The 21,615-nt window shown below is 52.2% G+C and carries 18 protein-coding genes; 7 read left to right on the top strand and 11 right to left on the bottom strand.

The window, feature by feature from the left end; translation table 11 throughout:
* Positions 1-8 precede the first annotated feature (8 nt).
* Both HRM2_RS18665 and HRM2_RS18660 read left to right on the top strand, forming a co-directional pair.
* A complete protein-coding gene (locus HRM2_RS18665) occupies positions 9-2,687 on the top strand; it encodes a bifunctional acetate--CoA ligase family protein/GNAT family N-acetyltransferase (protein WP_015905587.1) in 2,679 nt (892 codons plus the stop codon).
* Positions 2,688-2,700: 13 nt separating this feature from the next.
* Positions 2,701-3,621, top strand: coding sequence for a universal stress protein (locus HRM2_RS18660; protein WP_041273372.1), 921 nt, complete (start codon positions 2,701-2,703; stop codon positions 3,619-3,621).
* Between the two features lie 307 nt (positions 3,622-3,928).
* Here HRM2_RS18660 and HRM2_RS18655 read toward each other — a convergent pair whose 3' ends face one another.
* From HRM2_RS18655 to HRM2_RS18620, 8 genes are all read right to left on the bottom strand, one after another.
* A complete protein-coding gene (locus HRM2_RS18655) occupies positions 3,929-4,993 on the bottom strand; it encodes a uroporphyrinogen decarboxylase/cobalamine-independent methonine synthase family protein (RefSeq protein ID WP_015905584.1) in 1,065 nt (354 codons plus the stop codon).
* An 18-nt stretch (positions 4,994-5,011) separates the two neighbouring features.
* The gene (gene typA / locus HRM2_RS18650) at positions 5,012-6,817 is read right to left on the bottom strand and encodes a translational GTPase TypA (RefSeq protein WP_015905583.1); all 1,806 of its coding nucleotides are present in this window, start codon (positions 6,815-6,817) and stop codon (positions 5,012-5,014) included.
* Between the two features lie 22 nt (positions 6,818-6,839).
* Complete coding sequence (locus tag HRM2_RS18645) at positions 6,840-7,634, bottom strand: ABC transporter ATP-binding protein (protein ID WP_015905582.1); 795 nt, start codon at positions 7,632-7,634, stop codon at positions 6,840-6,842.
* Positions 7,631-8,521: an ABC transporter permease gene (locus HRM2_RS18640; protein WP_015905581.1), complete on the bottom strand. Its 891-nt coding sequence runs from the start codon at positions 8,519-8,521 to the stop codon at positions 7,631-7,633. The genes HRM2_RS18645 and HRM2_RS18640 overlap by 4 nt, the downstream gene beginning before the upstream one ends.
* A gap of 7 nt (positions 8,522-8,528) precedes the next feature.
* Positions 8,529-9,515 carry an ABC transporter substrate-binding protein gene (locus HRM2_RS18635; protein ID WP_015905580.1) on the bottom strand — a complete coding sequence of 329 codons (987 nt, stop codon included), beginning with the start codon at positions 9,513-9,515 and terminating at the stop codon, positions 8,529-8,531.
* A 103-nt stretch (positions 9,516-9,618) separates the two neighbouring features.
* Positions 9,619-10,494: an RNA methyltransferase gene (locus HRM2_RS25505; protein WP_015905579.1), complete on the bottom strand. Its 876-nt coding sequence runs from the start codon at positions 10,492-10,494 to the stop codon at positions 9,619-9,621.
* Entirely contained in the window at positions 10,487-11,233 is a 747-nt protein-coding gene (locus HRM2_RS18625; protein WP_232364075.1) for a methyl-accepting chemotaxis protein, read from the bottom strand. The genes HRM2_RS25505 and HRM2_RS18625 overlap by 8 nt, the downstream gene beginning before the upstream one ends.
* An 8-nt stretch (positions 11,234-11,241) precedes the next feature.
* Positions 11,242-12,354, bottom strand: coding sequence for a hypothetical protein (locus HRM2_RS18620; RefSeq protein ID WP_015905577.1), 1,113 nt, complete (start codon positions 12,352-12,354; stop codon positions 11,242-11,244).
* A gap of 496 nt (positions 12,355-12,850) precedes the next feature.
* On the opposite strand from HRM2_RS18620, the gene HRM2_RS18615 reads away from it, so the two are divergent.
* A complete protein-coding gene (locus tag HRM2_RS18615; RefSeq protein ID WP_015905576.1) occupies positions 12,851-14,086 on the top strand; it encodes an MFS transporter in 1,236 nt (411 codons plus the stop codon).
* Between the two features lie 115 nt (positions 14,087-14,201).
* Positions 14,202-15,332: a DUF2786 domain-containing protein gene (locus HRM2_RS18610; protein ID WP_187149280.1), complete on the top strand. Its 1,131-nt coding sequence runs from the start codon at positions 14,202-14,204 to the stop codon at positions 15,330-15,332.
* A 5-nt stretch (positions 15,333-15,337) separates the two neighbouring features.
* Here HRM2_RS18610 and HRM2_RS18605 read toward each other — a convergent pair whose 3' ends face one another.
* On the bottom strand, positions 15,338-16,144 hold the full coding sequence (locus HRM2_RS18605) for a fumarylacetoacetate hydrolase family protein (protein ID WP_015905574.1): 807 nt from the start codon (positions 16,142-16,144) through the stop codon (positions 15,338-15,340).
* Positions 16,145-16,275: 131 nt separating this feature from the next.
* Here HRM2_RS18605 and HRM2_RS25500 point away from each other — a divergent pair, with 131 nt between their 5' ends.
* Positions 16,276-17,052, top strand: a complete 777-nt coding sequence (locus HRM2_RS25500; protein WP_015905573.1) for a rhomboid family intramembrane serine protease — start codon at positions 16,276-16,278, stop codon at positions 17,050-17,052.
* Here the strand turns inward: HRM2_RS25500 and dapF are convergent.
* Positions 17,042-17,893: a diaminopimelate epimerase gene (gene dapF / locus HRM2_RS18595; RefSeq protein WP_015905572.1), complete on the bottom strand. Its 852-nt coding sequence runs from the start codon at positions 17,891-17,893 to the stop codon at positions 17,042-17,044. The genes HRM2_RS25500 and dapF overlap by 11 nt on opposite strands.
* A gap of 29 nt (positions 17,894-17,922) precedes the next feature.
* Positions 17,923-19,056, bottom strand: a complete 1,134-nt coding sequence (locus HRM2_RS18590) for a ribonuclease D (RefSeq protein ID WP_015905571.1) — start codon at positions 19,054-19,056, stop codon at positions 17,923-17,925.
* A gap of 87 nt (positions 19,057-19,143) precedes the next feature.
* On the opposite strand from HRM2_RS18590, the gene thrS reads away from it, so the two are divergent.
* Together thrS and HRM2_RS18580 are read left to right on the top strand one after the other, a co-directional pair.
* Positions 19,144-21,054, top strand: a complete 1,911-nt coding sequence (gene thrS, locus HRM2_RS18585; RefSeq protein ID WP_015905570.1) for a threonine--tRNA ligase — start codon at positions 19,144-19,146, stop codon at positions 21,052-21,054.
* A complete protein-coding gene (locus tag HRM2_RS18580) occupies positions 21,038-21,490 on the top strand; it encodes a VanZ family protein (protein ID WP_148214670.1) in 453 nt (150 codons plus the stop codon). The genes thrS and HRM2_RS18580 overlap by 17 nt, the downstream gene beginning before the upstream one ends.
* The last annotated feature ends 125 nt before the right edge of the window (positions 21,491-21,615 follow it).

Raw genomic sequence — 21,615 nt, 5'->3', positions numbered from 1 at the left:
TAAAATCAATGGGCACGCTTAATTTACATCGGATGTTTAATGCAGCGTCCATCGCCGTAATCGGTGCCAGTGAACGTAAGGGGAGTGTGGGCGAATCCATCATGAAAAACCTCGTGGAAAAGGGTTATAAAGGAAATATCTATCCTGTGAACCCAAACCATAAGACCATCATGGGGATTACTGCATTTCCCAACGTGGGTGCCATCAACCGGGAGACGGATCTTGCTGTGGTGGCAACCCCCATTGCAATGGCGCCCGAGATTGTTGCGGATTGCGCAAAGGCGTCCATTGCAGGGTGTGTCGTCATCTCGGCCGGGGGCAAGGAGACCGGAGCCCCAGGTGTGGCAATCGAGCGTTCAATCCTTGACGCTGCAAAGCCTTCGGGCATCCGGGTCATCGGCCCCAACTGTCTTGGCATTATCAACACCGCCGTCAACCTGAATGCCAGTTTTGCCCACCAGTTGCCCCTGCCGGGCAGGATCGCCTTTCTTTCCCAGAGCGGGGCCGTGTGCACCTCGGTGCTTGACCTTGCCATGCGGGAAAAGGTGGGCTTCAGCCATTTTGTAAGCCTTGGATCCATGGCGGATGTGGATTTTGCCGACATGATTGATTATCTTGGCACCATCAAGGAGGTGGACAGCATCGTGATGTACGTTGAGAACATCACGAATATCCGTAACTTCATGAGTGCAGCAAGGAGTGTTTCCAGAATTAAACCCATCATTGCCTTGAAATCGGGGCGGTCTGCAGCAGGCGCCAGGGCTGCAGCCTCCCACACCGGGGCCATGGCAGGCGATGATGCCATCTATGACGCTGCCTTCAGGCGGGCCGGCATCCTCAGGGTGAACGATTTTGAGGAATTATTTGACTGTGCAGAATTTCTGGCCAAACTGCAGCGGCCTAAAGGTGGTCGGCTTGCCGTTGTGAGCAATGCAGGCGGACCCGGGGTCATGGCCGTGGATGCCTTAGAGCGCCAAGGGGTTGAACCGGCCCTGTTGAGCCGGGAAACCTTGTCCAAGCTTGACGCCATCCTTCCCCAGGGCTGGAGTCGCCAGAATCCCGTGGATATCCTTGGCGATACCTCACCGGAACAATACATGGAAGCGGCAAGAATTTGCATTGAGGCTGAAGAGACCGATGGGTTGCTTTTGATCTTTGCACCCGTGGGTTTGTTTGATGCCACCACCCTGGCGACTCCCCTGGCACAGTTTTTAAAGGAGAGTACTTTTCCTGTTTTCACCGCATGGATGGGTGGGACCAACATTGACAAGGCCAGGAAAATCTTCAACGAGGCAGGTGTTGTCACCTATGACTCGCCGGAAAGGGGGGTAAGGGCCTTTATGAACCTTTACCGGTATGGGAATAATCTGGATATGCTCAACGAGATTCCCATCCGCAGGGACCGCCGGCTTCTCATCGACCGGGAACGGGCCGCAGGCATCATCAAGGCCGCCCTTGCAGAAAATAACATGGAATTTACCGAGGTAGAGGCCAAGGATCTTCTCAGGGCCTACGGCATTCCCGTCAACGCCTGCCTGCTTGCCGAAACAGCGGATAAAGCCGCTGAACTTGCCGGACAAATGGGCTCTTCCGTGGCCCTTAAGGTTTGTTCCAGGGATCTGCTCCACAAATCTGACGTTGGTGGCGTAAAGCTTAATCTGATGGGTGAAAAAGAGGTACGCCAGGGGTTCCAGGACATCATGGCATCGGTGGTTGAGTATGACCCCACGGCCCATATCCTTGGGGTAACGGTACAACCCATGGCACCTGCCGGTGACTATGAACTCATTTTCGGGGCAAAAAAAGACGCTTCATTTGGCCCGGTGCTTTTGTTTGGCATGGGCGGCGTACTTACCGAGGTGTTCAGGGATACGGCCATTGGGTTGCCCCCGCTGAATGTCGCCCTTGCAAAGACCCTTGTCTCTGATACGAAAATTTCCCGGGTGTTTGAGGGCTTCCGCAATATAAGTGCTGTAAATATAACCCTGGTGGAAGATATCCTGATTCGCCTGGGGCGGCTGGTCACCGATTTTCCCGAGATTGACGAACTGGACATCAACCCGGTTCTGGTGAGCCAGGGACATTTGCTGGCAGTGGATGCAAGGGTGGTGATAAAACCCGTCGACATTCTGTCACCCATGCACCTTGTAATTTCGTCCTATCCCTGGGAGCAGGAGACAGAGGACACGACTGTTGACGGAAATCGTATTCGCATTCGGCCCATCCGTCCTGAGGATGCCAATCTCATGATCGAACATTTCAATTCACTGTCCCCCAGGAGCATTTACCAGCGTTTCTTCTTTCCCATGAAGCAGCTGTCCAGGGCCCAGCTCATCAAGATGACCCAGATCGATTACGACCGGGAGGTGGCCCTGATTGCCCTCATGGATACCCCCCAGGGTGAGCGGATGACAGGGGTTGGCAGGGTTATTTCTGAATCCAACGGACGAACGGCTGAGTTTGCCGTGGTGGTTGCAGACCAGTGGCAGGGTAAGGGTCTCGGGGCGTCTCTTTTAAAGCGCTGCCTCAAAATTGCAAAGCAAAAAGGCCTTGAAACCGTTTGGGGTCTGGTCATTGCCGAGAACGTCCAGATGCTTAAGCTTGGCAAGAAACTTGGCTTTAAGGTGAAAAGGATTTCAGGATCTTCGGAATATGAGCTTAACATCAATCTGGCAAACATCGAGTAACAAGGAGACAAAAATGGAAAAAAACGTTGGTGAAAAAAAGAAAATACTGGTTTTGGTGGATGGCTCTGACAGGTCGTTGAACACCATTCGTTACATTGCAGGGTTTGCCCCTTTAAAGGGTATGCAGATGGTCCTTTTTAACGTATTTCACAAAATTCCTGATTATTACTGGGATTTGAGCAATGAGCCCATGATGGGGGGAAGATCAACCCACATGGCTTCCTGGGAGGCCCATAACCGGCAGTCCATAGACCAATTTATGGAAAAGAGCCTTGCCATGCTCAGGACCTCCGGGTTCCAGCCCGAAGATGTGGTTGTCAAGGTTGAGAACCGGGTAAAAGGAGTGGCCAGGGATATCATTGCCGAGGCCGCCAGGGGATACACTGCCGTAGTGGCCAGGCGTCGGGGGTTTACAAAGGTGCCAGGGCTGTTGATGGGCAGCGTGGCCGATAAGATAATGGTATCCATGGGGGATCTCCCCTTGTTTTTTGCCGGTGTGGAACCCATCACAGACAAGCTTCTCATCGCCATGGATAACTCGGAATCGGCCATGAAAGCCGTCCAGTTTGTGGGAGACATTGCGGCTCCCAGCGGCTACAAGGTTACCCTGCTCCATGTGATTCGAGAAAATGAGATCTTTTCAGACGAAAATTTTGGAGATAACGCTGAGGGTCGTGGGGTTATGCTTAATGTGTTTGAGAATGCAAGATCCATACTTCTGGAAAAAGGCTTCAAGGATGAAAACGTCCAGGACAAGGTGATCACCGGGGCAGGTTCCAGGGCGGGTTCCATTGCGCGTTTTGCAACAGAAGAAGGCTTTTCCACTATTTTCATGGGTCGCCAGGGCATCTCCAGGATAAAAGAGTTCTTCCTTGGCCGGGTCAGCAAAAAGGTGATTTATGCGGCCAATAGACACACGGTATGCCTTGTGTAAATACCGGGGACCTGGGGAGCCATCATCATCCCCCAGGTCCCAGCAATTCTAATTGTGCATTCATCTGTAAGTGGCAGCCGGTATCTGTTTGCTGAACCCAGAAAGTCGGGGGATTTTTGACCCGGACAAACCCAAATCGCAAAAACTCGGTCGTCCCTCCCTCAAACAGTTTGCGATTTTTCGGGTTTGCCCTGGCCAAAAATCTGATCCCCTTTGTTTCTCAAGGTTCAGCAAGCAGACACCGACCGCCCCCCCATGTTGATTCCCACAATTAGAATTGCTGTCCAGGTACCTGGCATTTAAAGGCTCATGACCGTATTCGTTTCGACAGATCCCGGGTCAGGCAAAGGACGCGGCGGGCAGCGTCAAGGTCAATGGAGCCCGTGCCGCAGCTCGGGGTAATGAATGACTGTGAGAGCAGGGTGGCCCGGTCAATGCCGAGCTCTTCAACTTGGGCCATCTGGGTCTCAAGTCGCTGGGCAAGGGTGTCGCAGGTTTCCTTGTTTATATCTTCAACATTTGCCGTTGGCACAATGCCCCAGGCAATGATGCCGCCCCGATCCATAAATGCCTTAATCTGGTCTGGATAGAGAATGAATTTGTCAAAGAACGAAAAGGCGTCAAAGTTGATGATGTCTATGTCTGAGTCAAGGAGCATGTCCCATTCGGTGTTGGCGCAGACATGGATGCCGGCGAGACCCCCCTCTTCATGGACAGCGGCCATCACCTCGTTGAGGGCGTCGGTCACCTCCTGTCTGGAAACGGTGATATAACCCGATGTGCCAAAGCCTGCCAGGGCTGGCTCATCCAGGAAAATGATGGGGGTAAGTTGACGGGACTTAAATGTCCGGGCTTGCCATTTTGCGTTCATGGCAAGGTGTTTTACCGCTGCATCCCTTAACTGCTCATTGTAAAAAATAGCCTTGCCGCTGTTGTCGGGTACACTGGTGGTAAAGGTGAACGGTCCGGTGACCTGGCCTTTGAGGGCCTTGAATCCGCCGGGGGCAAGATCCACCTGGCGCAGGAACTCTTTGAACCCTTTTCCCGTTTCAGGGGTGAGGCTGAAACGGGAGGTGTCAAGGTCTTTTCCTGCCTCGGTAACGGCCAGAAATTCTTCGTAAAAGGCCAGATACGCTGCATCAAAATCTTCGCCTGTCTCGTCAATAAAGAGTTTTCCTTCGGCAGACTCGGTAAAACCGGGCATTCCCGGAAGGAACTGGTAGGCCATGCCTTCTTCCTTGTACATGGGCAGCTGTGCCCAAAGGGGAATTTCAGGGGTAAACTCAAGGATCAGCCGTGTGGCTTCCCCGTGGTCCTTCATGGGCAGGCTGCCAATGAGAAGGGGCATTGCATCTGCTTTAAACTGGGTCATATTTCTGGCTCCATCATGTTATCGTTTCTGTTTGGAAAGGATTCTTTTTCTTACCCTGACGGTTTTGGGGGTTACCTCCACAAGTTCGTCCGAGTTGATAAAGTTCAGGGCCTGCTCCAGTGTCAAAGGCTTGATGGGTGAACAGGTGGTAGCGTCATCCTTGCCCGAGGCCCGCATGTTGGTGAGTTTCTTTTCCTTGCAGGGGTTGACGTCAAGATCCCGGTCCTTGCTGTGCTCGCCGATTATCATTCCCTCGTAGACCGGAGTTCCCGGCGTGATCATGAGCCTGCCCCTGGGCTCCAGGTTGTAGAGGGCATAGGGAACGGCCTTGCCCTGGCGGTCGCTCACAAGGGAACCGGTTCTGCGGGTGGGAAAATCCCCCCGAAAGGGCTCGTACCCGGAAAAGATCGAGTTCATGATGCCCGTACCCTTGGTATCTGTGAGGAATTCGTCCCGGTAACCAATGAGGGATCGTGACGGCGTGGAAAATTCGATGTTGGCCCGACCCCGCTTGTTCACAAGGTTGACCATCCTGGCCTTTCTGATGGAGAGCTTTTCCGTGACGATTCCCGTGAATGCCTCTTCGCAGTCCACGTACAGGCGTTCTACCGGTTCGAGCTTTTCGCCGTTTTCACCGGTTTTGAAAATCACCTCAGGCCGGCCCACGCACAACTCAAATCCTTCCCGGCGCATGGTCTCAACCAGGATAGCCATCTGGAATTCACCCCGGCCCTTGACAATGAACCGGTCTCTTTCAACGGTGTTCTCAACGCTGATGGCAACATTGGCCAGGGACTCTTTTTCCAGGCGCTCCCTGATTCTGCTCGACTGGACAAGCTTGCCCTCCAGGCCGGAAAACGGTGAGTTTGAGATGGTGAACATCATGGAGATGGTGGGCTCGTCAACGGCAATTCTTGGAAGGGCCTTGGGGAACTCCTTGGTGCAGATGGTATCCCCGATCTCAAAGCTGTCCGTTCCCGACACCACGGCAATGTCGCCGGGCTGAACATGCTCGGCCACGCTCAGGGAGGCCCCTTCGTATGCCTGGAGACTGGAGACTTTTATTTTTTCAGGGATACCCTTTTTTCCAATTACCACAAGTTCGTCCTTGGAGCTTACCTGACCATTGGCTATTTTTCCAATGGCCAGCCGGCCCGTATAGTCCGAGTGGCCTAAGTCGGAGACCAGCATCTGAAAGGGTTCGTCCGGGTCAAATTTCGGGGCTGGAATTTTGTTGAGGATGGTATCGAACAAGGGTTTAAGATCCTGGGATTCGTCTTTCATTTCCTTTTTGGCAACCCCGTTTTTCCCGATGGCGTAGAGAACGGGAAAATCAATCTGATCGTCAGTTGCATCAAGATCGATGAACAGGTCGTAGATTTCGTCCAGCACCTCTTCCACCCGGGCATCAGGCCGGTCGATTTTATTTATGACCACAATGATTCTCAACCCGGCTGCCAGGGCTTTTTTCAGCACGAACCGGGTCTGGGGAAGGGGGCCCTCAGAGGCGTCCACAAGCAGGATGGCGCCGTTGACCATGGACAATGCCCGTTCAACTTCAGCACTGAAATCGGCATGGCCAGGGGTATCAAGGATGTTGATCTTGATCTTTTTCCAGACCACCGAGCAGTTTTTGGCAGATATGGTGATCCCCCTTTCCCGCTCAAGGTCCATGGAGTCCATGATTCTGTCATCTACCTCTTTTCCCAGGCGGAAGGTGCCACTCTGTTTGAACATGGCGTCCACAAGGGTGGTCTTGCCATGGTCAACATGGGCGATGATGGCTATGTTTCGTATGTTTTTATTTTCTGACTTGTTTTTCATTTATACGGGTATCCTTAAAAAATTAAGACGTAAGGAGAACTTCATCGTTTTCAAATTCTCGTTTTTTGATTTCGCCAAACATTTCTATCAGGCGCTGTTTGGTTAAAAGCCGTTTGGCCTCGCTGTTTACATCAATTATTATTTCTCCCTGGTCCATCATGATCAGGCGGTTGCCGAATTCAATGGCATGGTTCATGTTATGGGTCACCATGAGGGTGGTGAGTTCCTTTTCTCTGACAAATTGTCGTGTCAGTTCCATTATCAGCGCGGCATTGCCCGGGTCCAGGGCTGCGGTGTGCTCATCAAGAAGCAGAATGTCCGGATTGGAACTGACGGTCATGAGCAGGGTCAATGCCTGGCGCTGGCCGCCCGACAGGGTGTTGACGTTCTCCTTGAGCCGATGTTCAAGTCCCATGCCCAGCACCTTGACCCGGTCCTCAAATTCCTTGCTCACCTTCCGGGTCAGGCTGATCTTTGGCCACTTAAATCCCTTGCGGGCCGTGATCATCATGTTGTCCTCCAGGGTCATGTTTGAGGCGGTTCCGGCAAGGGGGTCCTGGAAGATTCTGCCAATGTTTTTTGCTCTTTTGTATTCCGGCTCGTGTGTGACCTCCCTGTCCCGGATCAAAATTCTGCCCCGGGTGGGGAAGATGGCACCTGAAATAAGGTTGAAAAGGGTGGTTTTTCCGGCGCCGTTGCTGCCTACAATTGTTATAAAATCGCCTTTTTGGGCCTTAAAATTGAGGTTATTGATCACGGTTTTTTCATTGATCGTGCCGGGGTTAAAATCTTTTTTGATGTTTTCAAGGGTTATCATGATCTGCCCTGCTCCCTTGCGTTTCTGATGTTGGCGGCGGCAAGGGAGATGATGATGAGAATGCCTGCAATGAGCTTGAGATCGTTGGGTGTCATGTTGATGTAGTAACCGTAATAGCGGCCCAGGTACATGATGGCCTTAAAGAGAATGGAACCCAGAACCACCCGCAGGGTGAGTGTCGAGATGCGGTTTGACCGCAGCAGAAATTCGCCGAGCATCACCGACGCAAGGCCGGACACCACGATCCCCTGGCCCAGGTTGACGTCGGCAAACCCCTGGTACTGTGCAGCAAAGGCACCCGACAGCGCCACAAGCCCGTTTGACAGCCCCACACCGATCAGTTTTAATATTCCGGGATTGATCCCCTGGGTTCTGACCATCTGTTCGTTGTTGCCAAGGGCACCGAACACAAGGCCCATGTCCGTGAGGAAAAACAGGTCCAGCCCCTTTTTGATGATTAAAACCACAAGGATAAAAAAAATCAGTGAGGACCATTCCGGGGTGATAATGCCTTCTGTCCATCCATGGACACGGGTCAGCAGAGTATCCACCCGCAGCAGGGGGAGGTTGGCCCGGTTTGAGAGTATCCGGATATTGATCGAATAGAGCATGGTCATGGTGAGGATGCCGGCCAGAAGATGGGGAACCTTGAGCCGGTTGTGGATTTCGGCCGTGACCATTCCGGCCATGACCCCCCCTGCAAAGGCGGTGACCAGTCCTGCCAGGGGGGTTATACCCTGGTGGAGGCAGGCCGCCATGATGACTGCGCCCATGGGGAATGAACCGTCCACGGTAAGATCTGGAAAGTCAAGGATCCGAAAGGTAAAAAAGACCCCAAGGGCCATGATCGAGTAGATCAGTCCCTCTACAAATATGCCTTCTATCATGGGATCTCTACTTTTTTATGATTTTGCCGTGCTCGATGATGGTATTGGCTTTTACGACCACATCTGCCGGAAAGGTAAGTCCTAATTTCTCGGCCACATCCATGTTCAGGAGAAGGTCCACGTCGCTGGGATCGGTCATGAAAACGGTGGGGATGGTCACAGGGTCTTCACCCTTGAGCACCCTTGCCGCAATTCTTCCGGTCACCTTGCCCATCTTATAGTAATCAAATCCCCAGGCAGCAAGGACATCGTTGGTCTCAGCAGAACTCGGGTCGGCTGACATTACGGGGATTTTGTATTTCATTGCCACCCGGGTTACAGCGGAAAGGGCAGAGAATATAGTGTTGTCGTTGCTCAGATAGATCCCGTCCACCCGGGACGCAATGGTCTGGACTGCCTGCATCACTTCGGCAGAGTTGGTCACCGTGGTTTCCACAAACCCGATACCCATATCCGCTGCCACCTGCCGGGCAATGGCGGCAAGGGCCACGGCATTGGCCTCGCTGCTGCAGTAGATGTGGCCAAGGGTCTTCAGGGGCTTGATCCGGTTCAATAGGGCAATTTGTTCCCTTACCGGCGTCATGTCCGAGGTGCCGGTCACGTTTTTTTCACCTTTGGTGGTCGAGGCCACAAGTCCTGCACTAACGGGGTCTGTCACGGCGCAGAAAATCACGGGTTTTGTCCTGATAATTCCCACCAGGGCCTGGGCCGTTGGTGTTGCAATCCCAACGGCAATGTCCACATTCTGGGATTTAAATTTCTGGGCAATGGAGGCAGCCGTTGCAAGCTCTCCATTGGCGTTCTGAAGGTCAAAACGGGCCTGGGGAAACGTTTCCTGGATGCCTTCCCGGACCCCTTGCTCAAGGGCATCAAGTGCCGGGTGGGCCACGATCTTTGATATGCCCACAAGGATATTTTTGTCGGCATTTGCCGGTAAAGCAGCAAGACAGACTGTCATGGCGAAAGTTATGACCGCTGTGATGAGGGGTTTCATGGACTGCTCCTTATTGTGCTTTGATTTTGTTCCGGCATTCATGAACCGATAACAATTTAAAGGTGCCTATTATATACCAGGGCGTTGAAAAAGCAAGAATATTTTAAGGATGTTGTCCTGGATCAGGGTGGCCGGCGTGCAGGCAGGTGGTAATGTGAAACATCAAAATGGCGGCGGCATTGGCAACGTTGAGGGAGTTTTTTCTTCCAAACATGGGTATGTGGACCACCTGGTCACACACGGCCAGGACATGGGAAGAAATTCCGTACTCTTCATTTCCCACGACCAGGACCCCCCGGTGGTGCCAGTCGTTGTCGTGATAGGGCTTTGATTGTTCAGCTGTTTCAACGGCCGTGATGGTGTAGCCCTGGGCTTTCATGTCAACAAGGGTCTGGGCAAGATCCACGGTCTGGGTGTGGGGCATCCAGTCTGCGGTTCCCATGGCGGTTTTTCTCACCGCAGCATTTTCCCTGCCCGGGGTGTTGCCAAGGATGAGTGAAGAGAATCCTGCTGCATCGCAGCTCCTGAAGATGGAGCCTACGTTGAACAGGCTTCTGAGGCCGTCAAGGGCAATGTGAAAATCAAGCAGGGGTCTGTCGTGTCTGTCCCCTGTCCGGTCTTTGTGATCGCCTCTGGTTGTTGCTGGGGGCAGCAGATCCGGGTCCTTTGGAGAGATACCCCGTGCAGTTCGCCCAATGTGAATGGCGTTGGAGATAAATTCCAGCCAGGGTCTGGCATCGTATTCATGGGGGATCTTGTTGGGGATTTTGCCGGGCCAGGTTTCAGACCAGCCGGTTATTCGTGCATATTCTCCGGCAAAAAATTCAAGTCCCCGGGGTGTGACCCGGTTGGTCAGGATCTCCTGGTAAACCCCTGACAGCCATCGGACGATCCAGCCATGGCGACCCTGGGGGGTAAGGGCCATGAACTTTTTTTGGGTAAAGGGAAAGGTCAGTATCTGATCTTTTTTCCTAATCATCGGCACTGACCTTGAATACGCCGATCATATCCCTGAGTCTGGTTGAGATAAGGGCAAGGTTCTGGGCGCTTTCTTTCATTTGGTCGCCGCTTGCTGTCATTTTTTTTGACAGGCTGTTGACCGTGGAAAGATCCTCGCAAATCCGGGTGGAAACCTGGGAACTATGGGATAAATTCTCATTTGTGCCATGGATCCCCGTTGATGCCTTGTCAATATTTTCGGCCACCTCTGCCGCGCAAATAGACTGTTCTTCCACAGCAGCGGCAATGGTTGCAACAATTTCAGTCACCTGGGAAATAACGGTGGTGATCTGTTTTACATCCCCCACGGTTCTGTCTGTGGATGCCTGCATCTCTTTTATTTTTTCCTTGATTTTCAAGGTCGCATCCGAGGTCTGTGTGGCAAGGGCCTTTATTTCGCCTGCCACCACGGCAAACCCTTTGCCTGCTTCTCCGGCCCTTGCCGCCTCGATGGTGGCGTTCAGGGCCAGAAGGTTTGTCTGGGACGCAATATTTGTGATCAGTTCGGTTACCTGATTGATATCCCTTGCCGATGTGCCCATTTTTTCCACCCGGTCAGATGCGCTTTGCACCGTTGTTGCCGCATCGTCGGAAACACGCCTTGCCCGGTCACAACTCTGTGCCACCTTGCCAAGGGTGTGTTTTATCTGGTCGGCCGCGTTAACAACCGCGCTGAGGTTCATGGAAGCCTGTTCACTTGTGAATGCCACTCCGTTCATGGTATCGCTCATCTTTCGGGCAGCTGAGACAACCTCATTTGACCGGGAGGCAAGATTGCCTGAATCCTTGCCCTTATTTCTGCAATGGCGCTGTCAATGGATTTGATGTTCTGGAGGATCTGCCGAAAAAAGGTTTCATCTTCAGTCAGGATAAATTCCTTTTCCATAATTCGTATTTTTAAAAGAATTTTTGCAACCTGATCTGCGCCCGAGGAGAGTTCCATGGTCTGGTCTGAAAAAATTCGGACATCCTCCATGTAAAAATCAAGCAGTTCCTGCATCTCCTGCTGAAAGGTAACCACTGCCATGCCCATGGTGTCCACTGCCTTGATCAGGGCCAGGTTGTTTCCATGGCTTTTGTCATTAAAAAAGGCAAGCCCCTTTTCCATGACCCCTTTCTGGGCGGAAGCGATGTTCGCATGGCGCTGTTTTGCAATGGGTTCAAGCATTAAGGGGCCCACGGCTTTAAGGTCGTTTTTAATGTTTTCATGTCCCCCCTTCCACTGGGTCATCGTGGAGATGTTTTTTGTGGGGGAATCTGCCATGACCATGCGATAGGCACTGGCCTGGAAAAATTGCTCCTTGATTTTGTCTGCATACTCAACCCGTTGGCGCATCCAGGAGCGTTTTGTTTCACTTTCTGCCATGAGTGCGTCGTGCCTTGTTCGTTGTTCGTCCCGAATGCCCGTGGTGATGTCCAGAGCTGAATCTGCCTTTTGGTTCATGTCTGCCATCAGATGTTTTCTTTCATCGGCAAGGGTCACATATTCATCAAAAGCCTGGACATAGGTCTGGGCTGCTTTCACGATCCTGTCGGCCTGCATCTTGACTCCAGGGTCGTCTGCAGTGTCGGCAATTTTTTTTGCCTCGGAAGTTAATGTTGTGACGTCTTTGCGCACAATCTCAACGGCCCCTGGATCGTTGGTCAGGATGAATTGTTTTTCAGCCTGGCGGGCATCCAGGATCTGGTCGACCAGAAGTTGAAACCGGTTGGATACGTCCACCTTTTCAACGACCCGGGTCAGTCCTGAACGGCCTGCAAGGGCAAGCAAAATCAACAGGGTCAAAATAATCGCAAAACCGCTGGTTATCTTTTTTGCAAGGCTCAATTGTTTGAACATGGTTTCCCCATTTTTTTTCTAGCGCCAGGACGCCACTTGTTTTATTGACTCAATTTTCAAACTTCCCTTTGATGATCGGGGTCAGGCTAGTGCTTTTGACAACATCTTGCCCATTCTCTAAGCCGAACAACAGTGCAATCATGCAAGTCTGACCCCATGTGAACAGCCAATCCTGAAAGTTGAATTATTGACCTGAACTCAAACTTCGGCAGCTGTTGCTATTGAATGCGTTGACGTATGAACGCGCCAAACTTAACTGTAATTTTAGAAGGTTATCGATTTCGTATCTGTGTTGTCCACCTTTCCGGAAGGTATAATACCCCGTTATCTCCTCAAAATCAAATAATAAACCCTGACAGCTGCCCTTCAAATTGATTAAAGTACCCCCCATTCCCTTGCTTGACGAAATTGATAAAGGGTGGTAATAATCCAGTTTTTTTATATCTTGGAGGGGGGTGATGCCTCTAACTGATTTTTCAAAAGGTGCTCAACTGCCATGAAAGCTGCTTTGTCTCCCTTTGTTGCCCTTTATGGGGCAACCTTTGTACTCATGGTCGGCATGGGACTTCTTGGTTCTTTTCTTGGTGTGCGACTTAGCATCGAGGGGGTTTCGGTTGCAACCATTGGCAGGGTGATGACTGCCTACTATGTGGGATTGCTTGTGGGGGCTTTTTTCAGCACCCGTCTTATCCAGCGGGTGGGGCACATTCGTTCTTTTTCTGCCTTTGCTGCAGTGACAACCGGTGTGGTCTTGCTCCATGCCCTTTATGTCTCACCGTTCACTTGGGCGTTGCTGCGGTTTCTCACCGGTATATCAGCCATTGGGCTTTATACGGTTATCGAAAGCTGGCTGTGTGAATGTTCGCCCCAGAATGTGAGGGGGCGGGTGTTTGCCATTTATATGGTTGTCTCCTACCTGGGCCAGGGGGTCGGGCAGCAGCTTCTCAATGTGGGGGCTCCCGAAGCTCAGACCCTGTTCATTCTGTCAGCCCTGTTTATTTCCCTGTGCATCGTTCCCGTGGCCACCACCCGTTCCATTCACCCCAATCCCTCGGAACCTGCTCCCTTCAGGTTTAAGGCTATTTTTATGAAATCCCCAGTGGGCGTTCTTGGTTGCCTTGTTGCAGGCTTGATCAGCAGTGCCTTCTATTCCATGGGGCCGGTTTTCTGCCAGCAGTTTGACATGTCCCTGTTTGAACTTTCCTGGTTCATGACAGCGGCGATTCTTGGAGGACTGCTTCTCCAATGGCCCATTGGCGCCATTTCAGACCGGTTTGATCGATCTCTTGTGCTGTTGGTTCTGGGAGTTGTTGTCTGCCTTGTTACCCCTGGTGTCATGGTCGCTGCAAACACCCGTATCGAATATCTGATTGGTACCATGGTGGTCTACGGGGGGCTTATTTTTTCCATCTATCCCGTGTCAGTGGCAAGGGCCCAGGATCTGTTCGAACCCGGGGAGATTGTTTCCGTCAGCACAGCCCTGCTCTTTGCCTATGGGGTGGGGGCCACCCTGGGGCCCCTGGTTTCGTCCATGGTCATGGAAGCAAGCCCCTATGGATTGTTTTTCTTTTTTATGAGCGTTTCAGCCGTGTATGCCTTGATTGTCTTTGGGTTGAGAAGAGGCGAGCGTATTGAAATTGTCTCCGCAGAAGATCAGGGTGATTTTGTTTTTATGCACAAGACATCTGTAGTGGCTCTTCACCAGGATCTTCCGGAAGATGAACTGTTCTGACAGCAAACAGAGGCCTTTTTTTCCAGTCTGTATTCCCTTGTTTTTGTGGTGGGAAAGGGGTAGTCCCTAAAAACACAGAACAATAATGACGGAAACCAACGATCAGGAGGAGCTGTTGAACAAAAGAACCGGGCAGATAAATCAGGCCCTTGAACGTGCCATACTTGAAAAACTTTACCAGGAATGGAGAATATCTGTCCTCAATCTGGGCCGAAGAAATCCGAGCTTTGCCCCCCGGATGGAGCGGCCAAGGATCATTATCAGCGACATGGAACAAACCCTTGGTCTGTGGGACCCCCTTTTAAGGGAGATCCGCATGGCAAGGCACCTTGTACGAGACGGGCGATGGGATTCTGTGGTTGAGGTACTCCATCACGAAATGGCCCATCAACTGGCCTCCACCCTTCCCGGGTATCCCAATGAAACCGCCCACGGCCCCCTGTTTGTTGAATGTTGCAGAATGTTCGGTGCAAACCCACGGGCTTCGGGTGGTTACAGGACACTTGAGCAGCGGATATGGGGAGTAGAAGGGGGGGAAGATGACAGGATCATGATCAAGGTTAAAAAGCTCATGGCCCTTGCCGCATCAAAAAACCCCCATGAGGCGGCCCTTGCTGCGGCAAAGGCCGGAGAACTCATTGCCCGTTACAATATCGATGCGATTCGTTCCAATGAACAAAGGGATTTTGAGAGTATTATCATCACGGATGCAGTCCTTAAACGAACCCAACCTGAAATCATCGGGGCCACCATTCTTGATCATCATTACTTTGTTCAGCCGGTCTGGATCCCCGTTTATGTTCCGGGAAAAGAGAAAATGGGAACAGCCCTTGAAATCAGCGGTACTCCGTCAAACCTGAAAATTGCGGACTATGTGTTCGCCTTTGTGCTGGGATATGCCCAGAAGAGCTGGCTTGACTACAAGGCCAAAAACCCATCGTGTCGGTCACGATCGGGCTACATGACCGGGGTGGTCCATGGGTTCAGTCAAACCCTGGACCGGCGCAGGGAGGCTTTGACACGGCAGGAGTCCCCTTTGCCTGGGAATGCCCCTGCGGTGGTCAAGGATCTTCAGCTTGATGCCTATGTGGGCGGAAGATACCCTGGTTTAAGGACCGTGGGCGTCTCCCATGGCAGCAGGAGCCGGGACGCCTACAGCTCCGGTCTTTCAAAGGGGCGTGATCTTGTTCTCTCCAAGGCCGTCACCACAAAGGGTGTCAATTCAGGCCGGTGCATCGGGCCATGAGGCTGTTATTTTTCTGCCACGACCTTGTTGACCAGGGTTCCCAGGGAGCCAATGGTTGTTTTGACCACATCACCGGGTTTGAGAAAGATCGGTGGCTTACGGGCAAAACCCACGCCGCTGGGGGTGCCTGTCAGAATGACGGTGCCCGGCATCAGTGTGGTTGACTGGGAGAGAAAGGAGATAATCCGGGCAACGGAAAATATCATGTCCCCGGTGTTTCCCTGCTGCATGGTGTCACTGTTTAGTTCCAGTGTTACCCCAAGGTTCTGGGGCGAGGGAATTTCGTCTTTTGTAAAAAGAGCCGGGCCCAGGGGGCAGAAGGTGTCAAAGCTTTTTCCCCTGACCCACTGGCCCCCTCCGGCGTGCTTTTGCCATCTTCTTGCCGACACATCGTTTGCACAGGTGTAGCCCAATACATGGTCAAGGGCGTCTTCCGGGGTGACATTTTTAGCTGTGTGGCCAATGACTACGGCAAGCTCGGCCTCATAGTCCACCTCGGGTTCAAGGGCGCAGCAACCGGGAATAACGATATCTGAATTGGGGCCTGTGACCGAGGCAGGATTTTTCATGAATACAACCGGGTGCTGCGGTAGTTCCATGCCGGTTTCGGCGGCATGGCTTTTGTAGTTCAGGCCGATACAGAAGATGGCCCTGGGGTCTATGGGGGCAAGAAGTTGCGTCACTTCAGCCCTTGTGTCCGTGGCAATGGGCCGGTCAAAAAGGTCGCCGGTAAGCTTTGCTGCCGTGTGTCCGTCAAAATCGCATCCCGTTTGGACATATCCCTGGGGGTCCTTGAATCTGATGATCTGCATGGGGTCTCTCCTTTTGTTCATGGGTCTGTTTCTGGTTAATGATGGTTACATGGATACCGTATTTTATTTCAAATGTCATGTGAAATTGAGCTCCCATTGCTTCTGACCGTTATCTGGTATAGACTTTGGCCATGAAACCCTCCCTCACAGACATAGACCCTGAATCAGCCCGTGTCTTTGCCCTTGTTTTGATCTCCCAGGGGATCGAAGTTGTTATTCAGCGAGGGGCGAACGGTTTTGACCTGAAGGTTGGAGATGAATACCAGGTTCGGGCCCTTGAAATCCTGGAACTTTTTTATGTGGAGAATCTTGGGGCAGGGGGCGGGACAAAAGTACCTGCGGTTGATCATAAAATATGGGGTCCGGTGTGGGTGGTCCTGGTGCTTGTGGTTGTTCACTGGGCTGCTGATTTTTATGGGATTAAAGGCGATATGGTCCTTTGCTATGGGTCTTCAGCCCTCTACATTCTCCAGGGCCAACTTTACAGGACTATCACGGCTCTTTTTCTCCATGCAGACCTTGGGCATCTTGTGGGTAACGGGGTGGGCATCATTGTTTTCGGGGTTCCCGTGTGCACCCTTGCAGGAACCTTGCCCGGTCTTTTGATGATACTGACTGCCGGGGCATCGGGCAATCTTGCAACGGCCCTTCTCTATCGAACAGCCCATCTTTCCATTGGTGCCTCCACCTCGGTGATGGGGGCAGCCGGTATTCTTACTTCGTTCCAGACGATCCAGAGGATTCGGGGAAGAAGAGGGTTTCACCTGGGGCTTTTTTTTCCATTGGGGGCAGGTATTGCCCTGGTGGGCATGCTCAGTGGTGGGGAGAATACCGATGTCGTGGCCCATTTGACAGGATTTGGAGCAGGTCTTGTGCTGGGTGCCCTGGCTGGAATTATCAGATCTTGATTCTGCCGGTAAAGACATGGGTGGCAGGACCGGTCTTAAAAAGATGGTTGCTCTGCTGATCCCAGTGGATGGAAAGATCGCCTCCAGCAAGGTGAACCAGGGCTGTTTCCCGGGTGAGTCCGTTGAGCGAGGCCGCCACAAGGACTGCCGAGGCACCTGTCCCGCAGGCCAGGGTTTCGCCGGCTCCCCGCTCCCATACCCGCATCACAAGTTCTTGATCGTTGAGGACCGTTACAAATTCCACATTGGTTTTTGCAGGAAATAGTTCATGGGTCTCGATTGCCCTGCCCAGGTTCTCAAGGTCGATTTTTTTGACATCATCTACAAATATAACGGCATGGGGATTGCCCATGGATACGGCCGTAATGGAAACTGTTTCTCCCTTGACCTGGATCTGCTCATTAACGGCCCGTTGTCGGTTGCATTTAAAAGGAATTCGGTCGGGTTCAAGGATCGGCTCTCCCATGTCCACGCATATGGCTTCAACCTGACGGGTATCTGAGAGTAGAATTTCTGGAATGATGGTTCCGGCAAGGGTTTCAACTGTGAAACGCTGTTTGGTGACGATTCCTTGTTCAAACACAAGTTTTGCAAAGCAGCGCATGCCGTTGCCGCACATTTCCGGTTCTGATCCGTCGGGGTTGAAGATTTTGAAACCCACATCCGCTGTTTCGGAATCAATGATGATGATAATGCCGTCACCGCCGACACCGAATCGGCGTGAACAGAGTTTTTTCGCAAGCACGGGATAGGGCACTGTCTGAACAATGGCCCCGTTCCTGTCGTCGAGCATGACAAAGTCGTTTCCGAGACCCTCCATTTTGGTGAAGTTCAGTTCCATCTGGGTTTCCTTTGACCCCTGGGATCGGTTCAGGCACAGATCCTGAGGGTGGATAAAATATCATCGGTCAGGGCCTCTAACTGCCAGTTTCTCATGCCGTCGATCTGTGCGAGTTCGTCGGCAGTCCTGGGTGATGCAATAGCAATGGCCGTAATCATGGTGTTGTTGAGGAGGAAGCCGGGTTCGATCCGGGTCTTGTTGCTGGCCGTGATTCTCATCTCCTTGAGGGATCTTATTCGTTCGGGGACCTGGGGGGCCATTTCCGGAAGTCGTTTTCTCGGGTAAACAGGAAGCTCTTTTTCAGGTGTTTTGAGTGCCCCAACAATGGCTGCAACGCATTGGGTGCCATACATGTCCATCTGTCTGGGGCTCAAGGCCCGGAGTTCCTTGAGGCTGTGAAGGGTCTCAGGCTGGTTGGCCGCCATTTTGGCAATGGCCTCGGAACTGATGATTTTGAACAGGGGTTTGTCTTTTTCCACTGCCAGGGTCTTTCTGAACTGGAGAAGGCTTTCAAGCACGGCAAGGGAGCGTCTTCCCATCTTCCCTGAACCCTTGAATTTCAGGAACAGAGGTTCGTTGCCATTGTTGTCATGGCGCACCCGGGTCTGAAGTTCAAACTCTTCTTCTGCCCAGGCAAGTCTGCCCTCATCCTCCAGGCGTTTTTTGAGGATATCACTGAGTTCCAGAAGATAGGCCACATCATTGACGCTGTAGGCGATCATCTCCTTTGACAGGGGGCGTCTGGACCAGTCGGTTTTCTGGAACCGTTTGTCCAGGGTCAGGTCAAAGTGTTTCTCGAGCAGGGCTGCAAGGCTTCTTTTCTGAATGCCGAGGAATCGGCAGGCGATTTCCGTGTCAAACAGGTTGTTTACATGGATGTCAAAATCCCTGTCAAGGCTGCGGATGTCAAAGTCTGATCCATGGAACACCTTGGTGATGGCGGGATCTTCAAACACGGGTTTGAGCACGGACAAATCATCAATGCTCAGGGGGTCAACCACAAACGAGTCATTGGGGTCAGCCATCTGGACCAGGCACACCTTTTCCTTAAAGTGGTGCATGGAGTCTGCCTCAAGATCAAAGGCCAGCCGTTTTTCTGTTTTGAGAAGGTCGCAACGGGCCGCAAGGTCCTCGTCATTTTCGATCAGTGTATATTCAATCATTTTTTTCTTGACCGTTTCGGGCAGTTCCCTTAGAGTTTGATGTTTTACAGCATTAAATTTTAAACATTATAGTTATGGATAACCAAAATGATTAATATAACACTTCCAGACGACAGTATAAAGTCTTTTAAAGAGTACCCTAAAGGTATGGATGTGGCAAGGGGTATTTCAGAAGGGTTTGCCCGGAACTGCGTGGCCATGGAGATTGACGGGCAACTTCTTGATCTTGATGTTGAGATTCGAAATGATTGTGCAGTGAGGCTGATCACCACAAGGGACGCCGAGGCCGTTGAGATTCTTCGACACAGTGCGGCCCATGTCATGGCTGAGGCGGTTCAGAATCTCCATGCCGACGCAAAACTCACCATCGGTCCGGTGGTTGAGGATGGATTCTATTACGACATTGATATGGCACCCATATCCGACGCTGATTTTCCAAAGATTGAAGCTGAAATGGCAAAGATCGTCAAGGCCAAGAAACCCTTTCAACGGTCCGAGATCACCAAACAGGAGGCCCTGGAGTTGTTCAAGGACAACCCCTACAAGGTCGAGCTGATCAACGGTCTGGACGATCAGACCATCTCCATCTACCAGCAGGGAGACTTTGTGGACCTTTGCCGGGGGCCCCACATTCCCCATACGGGGATGATCAAGGGTCTCAAACTCATGAAAACTTCGGGAGCCTATTGGCGGGCCGACCAGGAGAAGGCACAACTCCAACGGCTTTATGGGACGGCTTTTTTTGATAAAAAAGAGCTCAAGGCCTACCTTCATCTCATCGAGGAGGCAAAGAAACGAGATCACCGCAAGATCGGCACCCGCATGGGGCTTTTCAGTTTTCATCAGGAGGCTGCCGGTATGCCGTTCTTCCATGCAAAGGGCATGGAGATGTGGAACGAGCTTCTGGCCTACTGGCGGGACGAGCACCGGGCCGCAGGTTACGTGGAGACCAAAACTCCGGTGATGATGAGCCGTCACCTCTGGGAAAAGAGCGGGCACTGGGAAAACTATCGGGAAAATATGTACACCTCGGTGGTGGATGGTGAGGAGTATGCCATTAAGCCCATGAACTGTCCCGGTGGCATGCTGCTTTACAAGACTGAGTCCCACTCCTACCGGGATCTTCCCCTGCGGGCAGGGGAGATTGGCCTTGTTCACCGCCACGAACTCTCAGGGGCCCTTTCCGGCCTTTTCCGGGTCCGTGCCTTTCACCAGGACGATGCCCATATTTTCATGACCCCGGAGCAGATTGAGAGCGAAATTCTGGGTGTGCTCGAGCTTGTGGAGCGGATCTATTCACGGTTTGGCCTTGGCTTTCACCTGGAGCTCTCCACCCGGCCCAAGAAATCCATCGGGTCCGACGAGCAGTGGGCCGAGGCTACCAACGGCTTGAAAAATGCCCTGGACAAGTATGGTCAGCCCTATGCCATTAATGAGGGTGATGGTGCCTTTTATGGCCCCAAGATAGATATCCACATCAAGGACGCCCTGGGAAGAACCTGGCAGTGCGGTACGGTTCAGCTGGACATGGCTCTGCCCGAGCGGTTTGATCTGACCTACAAGGGTGCTGACAACGAAAAACACCGGCCCATCATGATCCATCGGGTGATCTATGGCTCTATTGAACGGTTCTTCGGCATTCTGGTCGAGCACTTTGCCGGCAAATTTCCCCTGTGGCTCGCACCTGTTCAGGCCGTGGTGCTGCCCATTAACGATGACCTTGCCGACCATGCACAAACGGTGAAAAAAGAGCTTGAAAGTAACGGCATTCGGTGTGATGTGGACTTGAGGACCGAGAGCCTGAAAAAGAAAATCCGGGAGGCCCAGGTGAACTATGTGCCCCTGATCATCACCATTGGTGAAAAGGAAAAGGAGAGTGGCACCCTCAGCGTCAGGACCCTTGACGGCAAGGTGCGCATGGGGCTTTCCATGGCTGATTTCATTCCTCCTGTACTCGCCCACATCCGGGCAAGACAACTGGATGAAGATATTTTATAGTCTTGATGGGGCAGGTGTCACATCTGCCCCTCCCTCATTTTCCTCCTGGAGTATAATGCTGACAAATCTTTTCTACCGGCTGCCGGTGATGGCCTATTGCGGGTTTATCTTCTGGCAGTCTTCTTCGGCCTCGTTTGATTCGTTGCCCACCTTTGAATATGCCGACAAGGTCATGCACCTTGGCGGCTATGCCCTGCTTGGTGCCCTTGTGGTGAGAATGCTCTTTAACGAAGCATTGCCCTTTTCCCGCAGAAATCTGATGATAGCCGCCATTCTTGCTTCAACCCTGTACGGTGCCAGCGACGAATTTCACCAGACGTTTGTTGCCGAACGGTGCGGCGATGTTTTTGATGTGGTTGCAGACGGCCTTGGCAGCGCCCTCGGGGTGATTGTCTACGCACGGATCCGGGTATGGTTCCGGGAGTCGCGCATATAAAGTATTGCCCCGTCAGGTACAGTTGATGACCGTTTGCTGAACCAGGAAAGTCGGGGGATTTTCGAACAAGGCAAACCCAAGCCGCAAAAACTCGGTCGCCTTGCTCCCTCAAACAGTTTGCGGCT

It is taken from the genome of Desulforapulum autotrophicum HRM2 (genome assembly GCF_000020365.1).
In the GTDB taxonomy this organism is placed as follows: domain Bacteria; phylum Desulfobacterota; class Desulfobacteria; order Desulfobacterales; family Desulfobacteraceae; genus Desulforapulum; species Desulforapulum autotrophicum.
The sequence above is the reverse complement of the archived record's forward strand: the minus strand, read 5'-3'. Positions and strand labels throughout refer to the sequence as shown.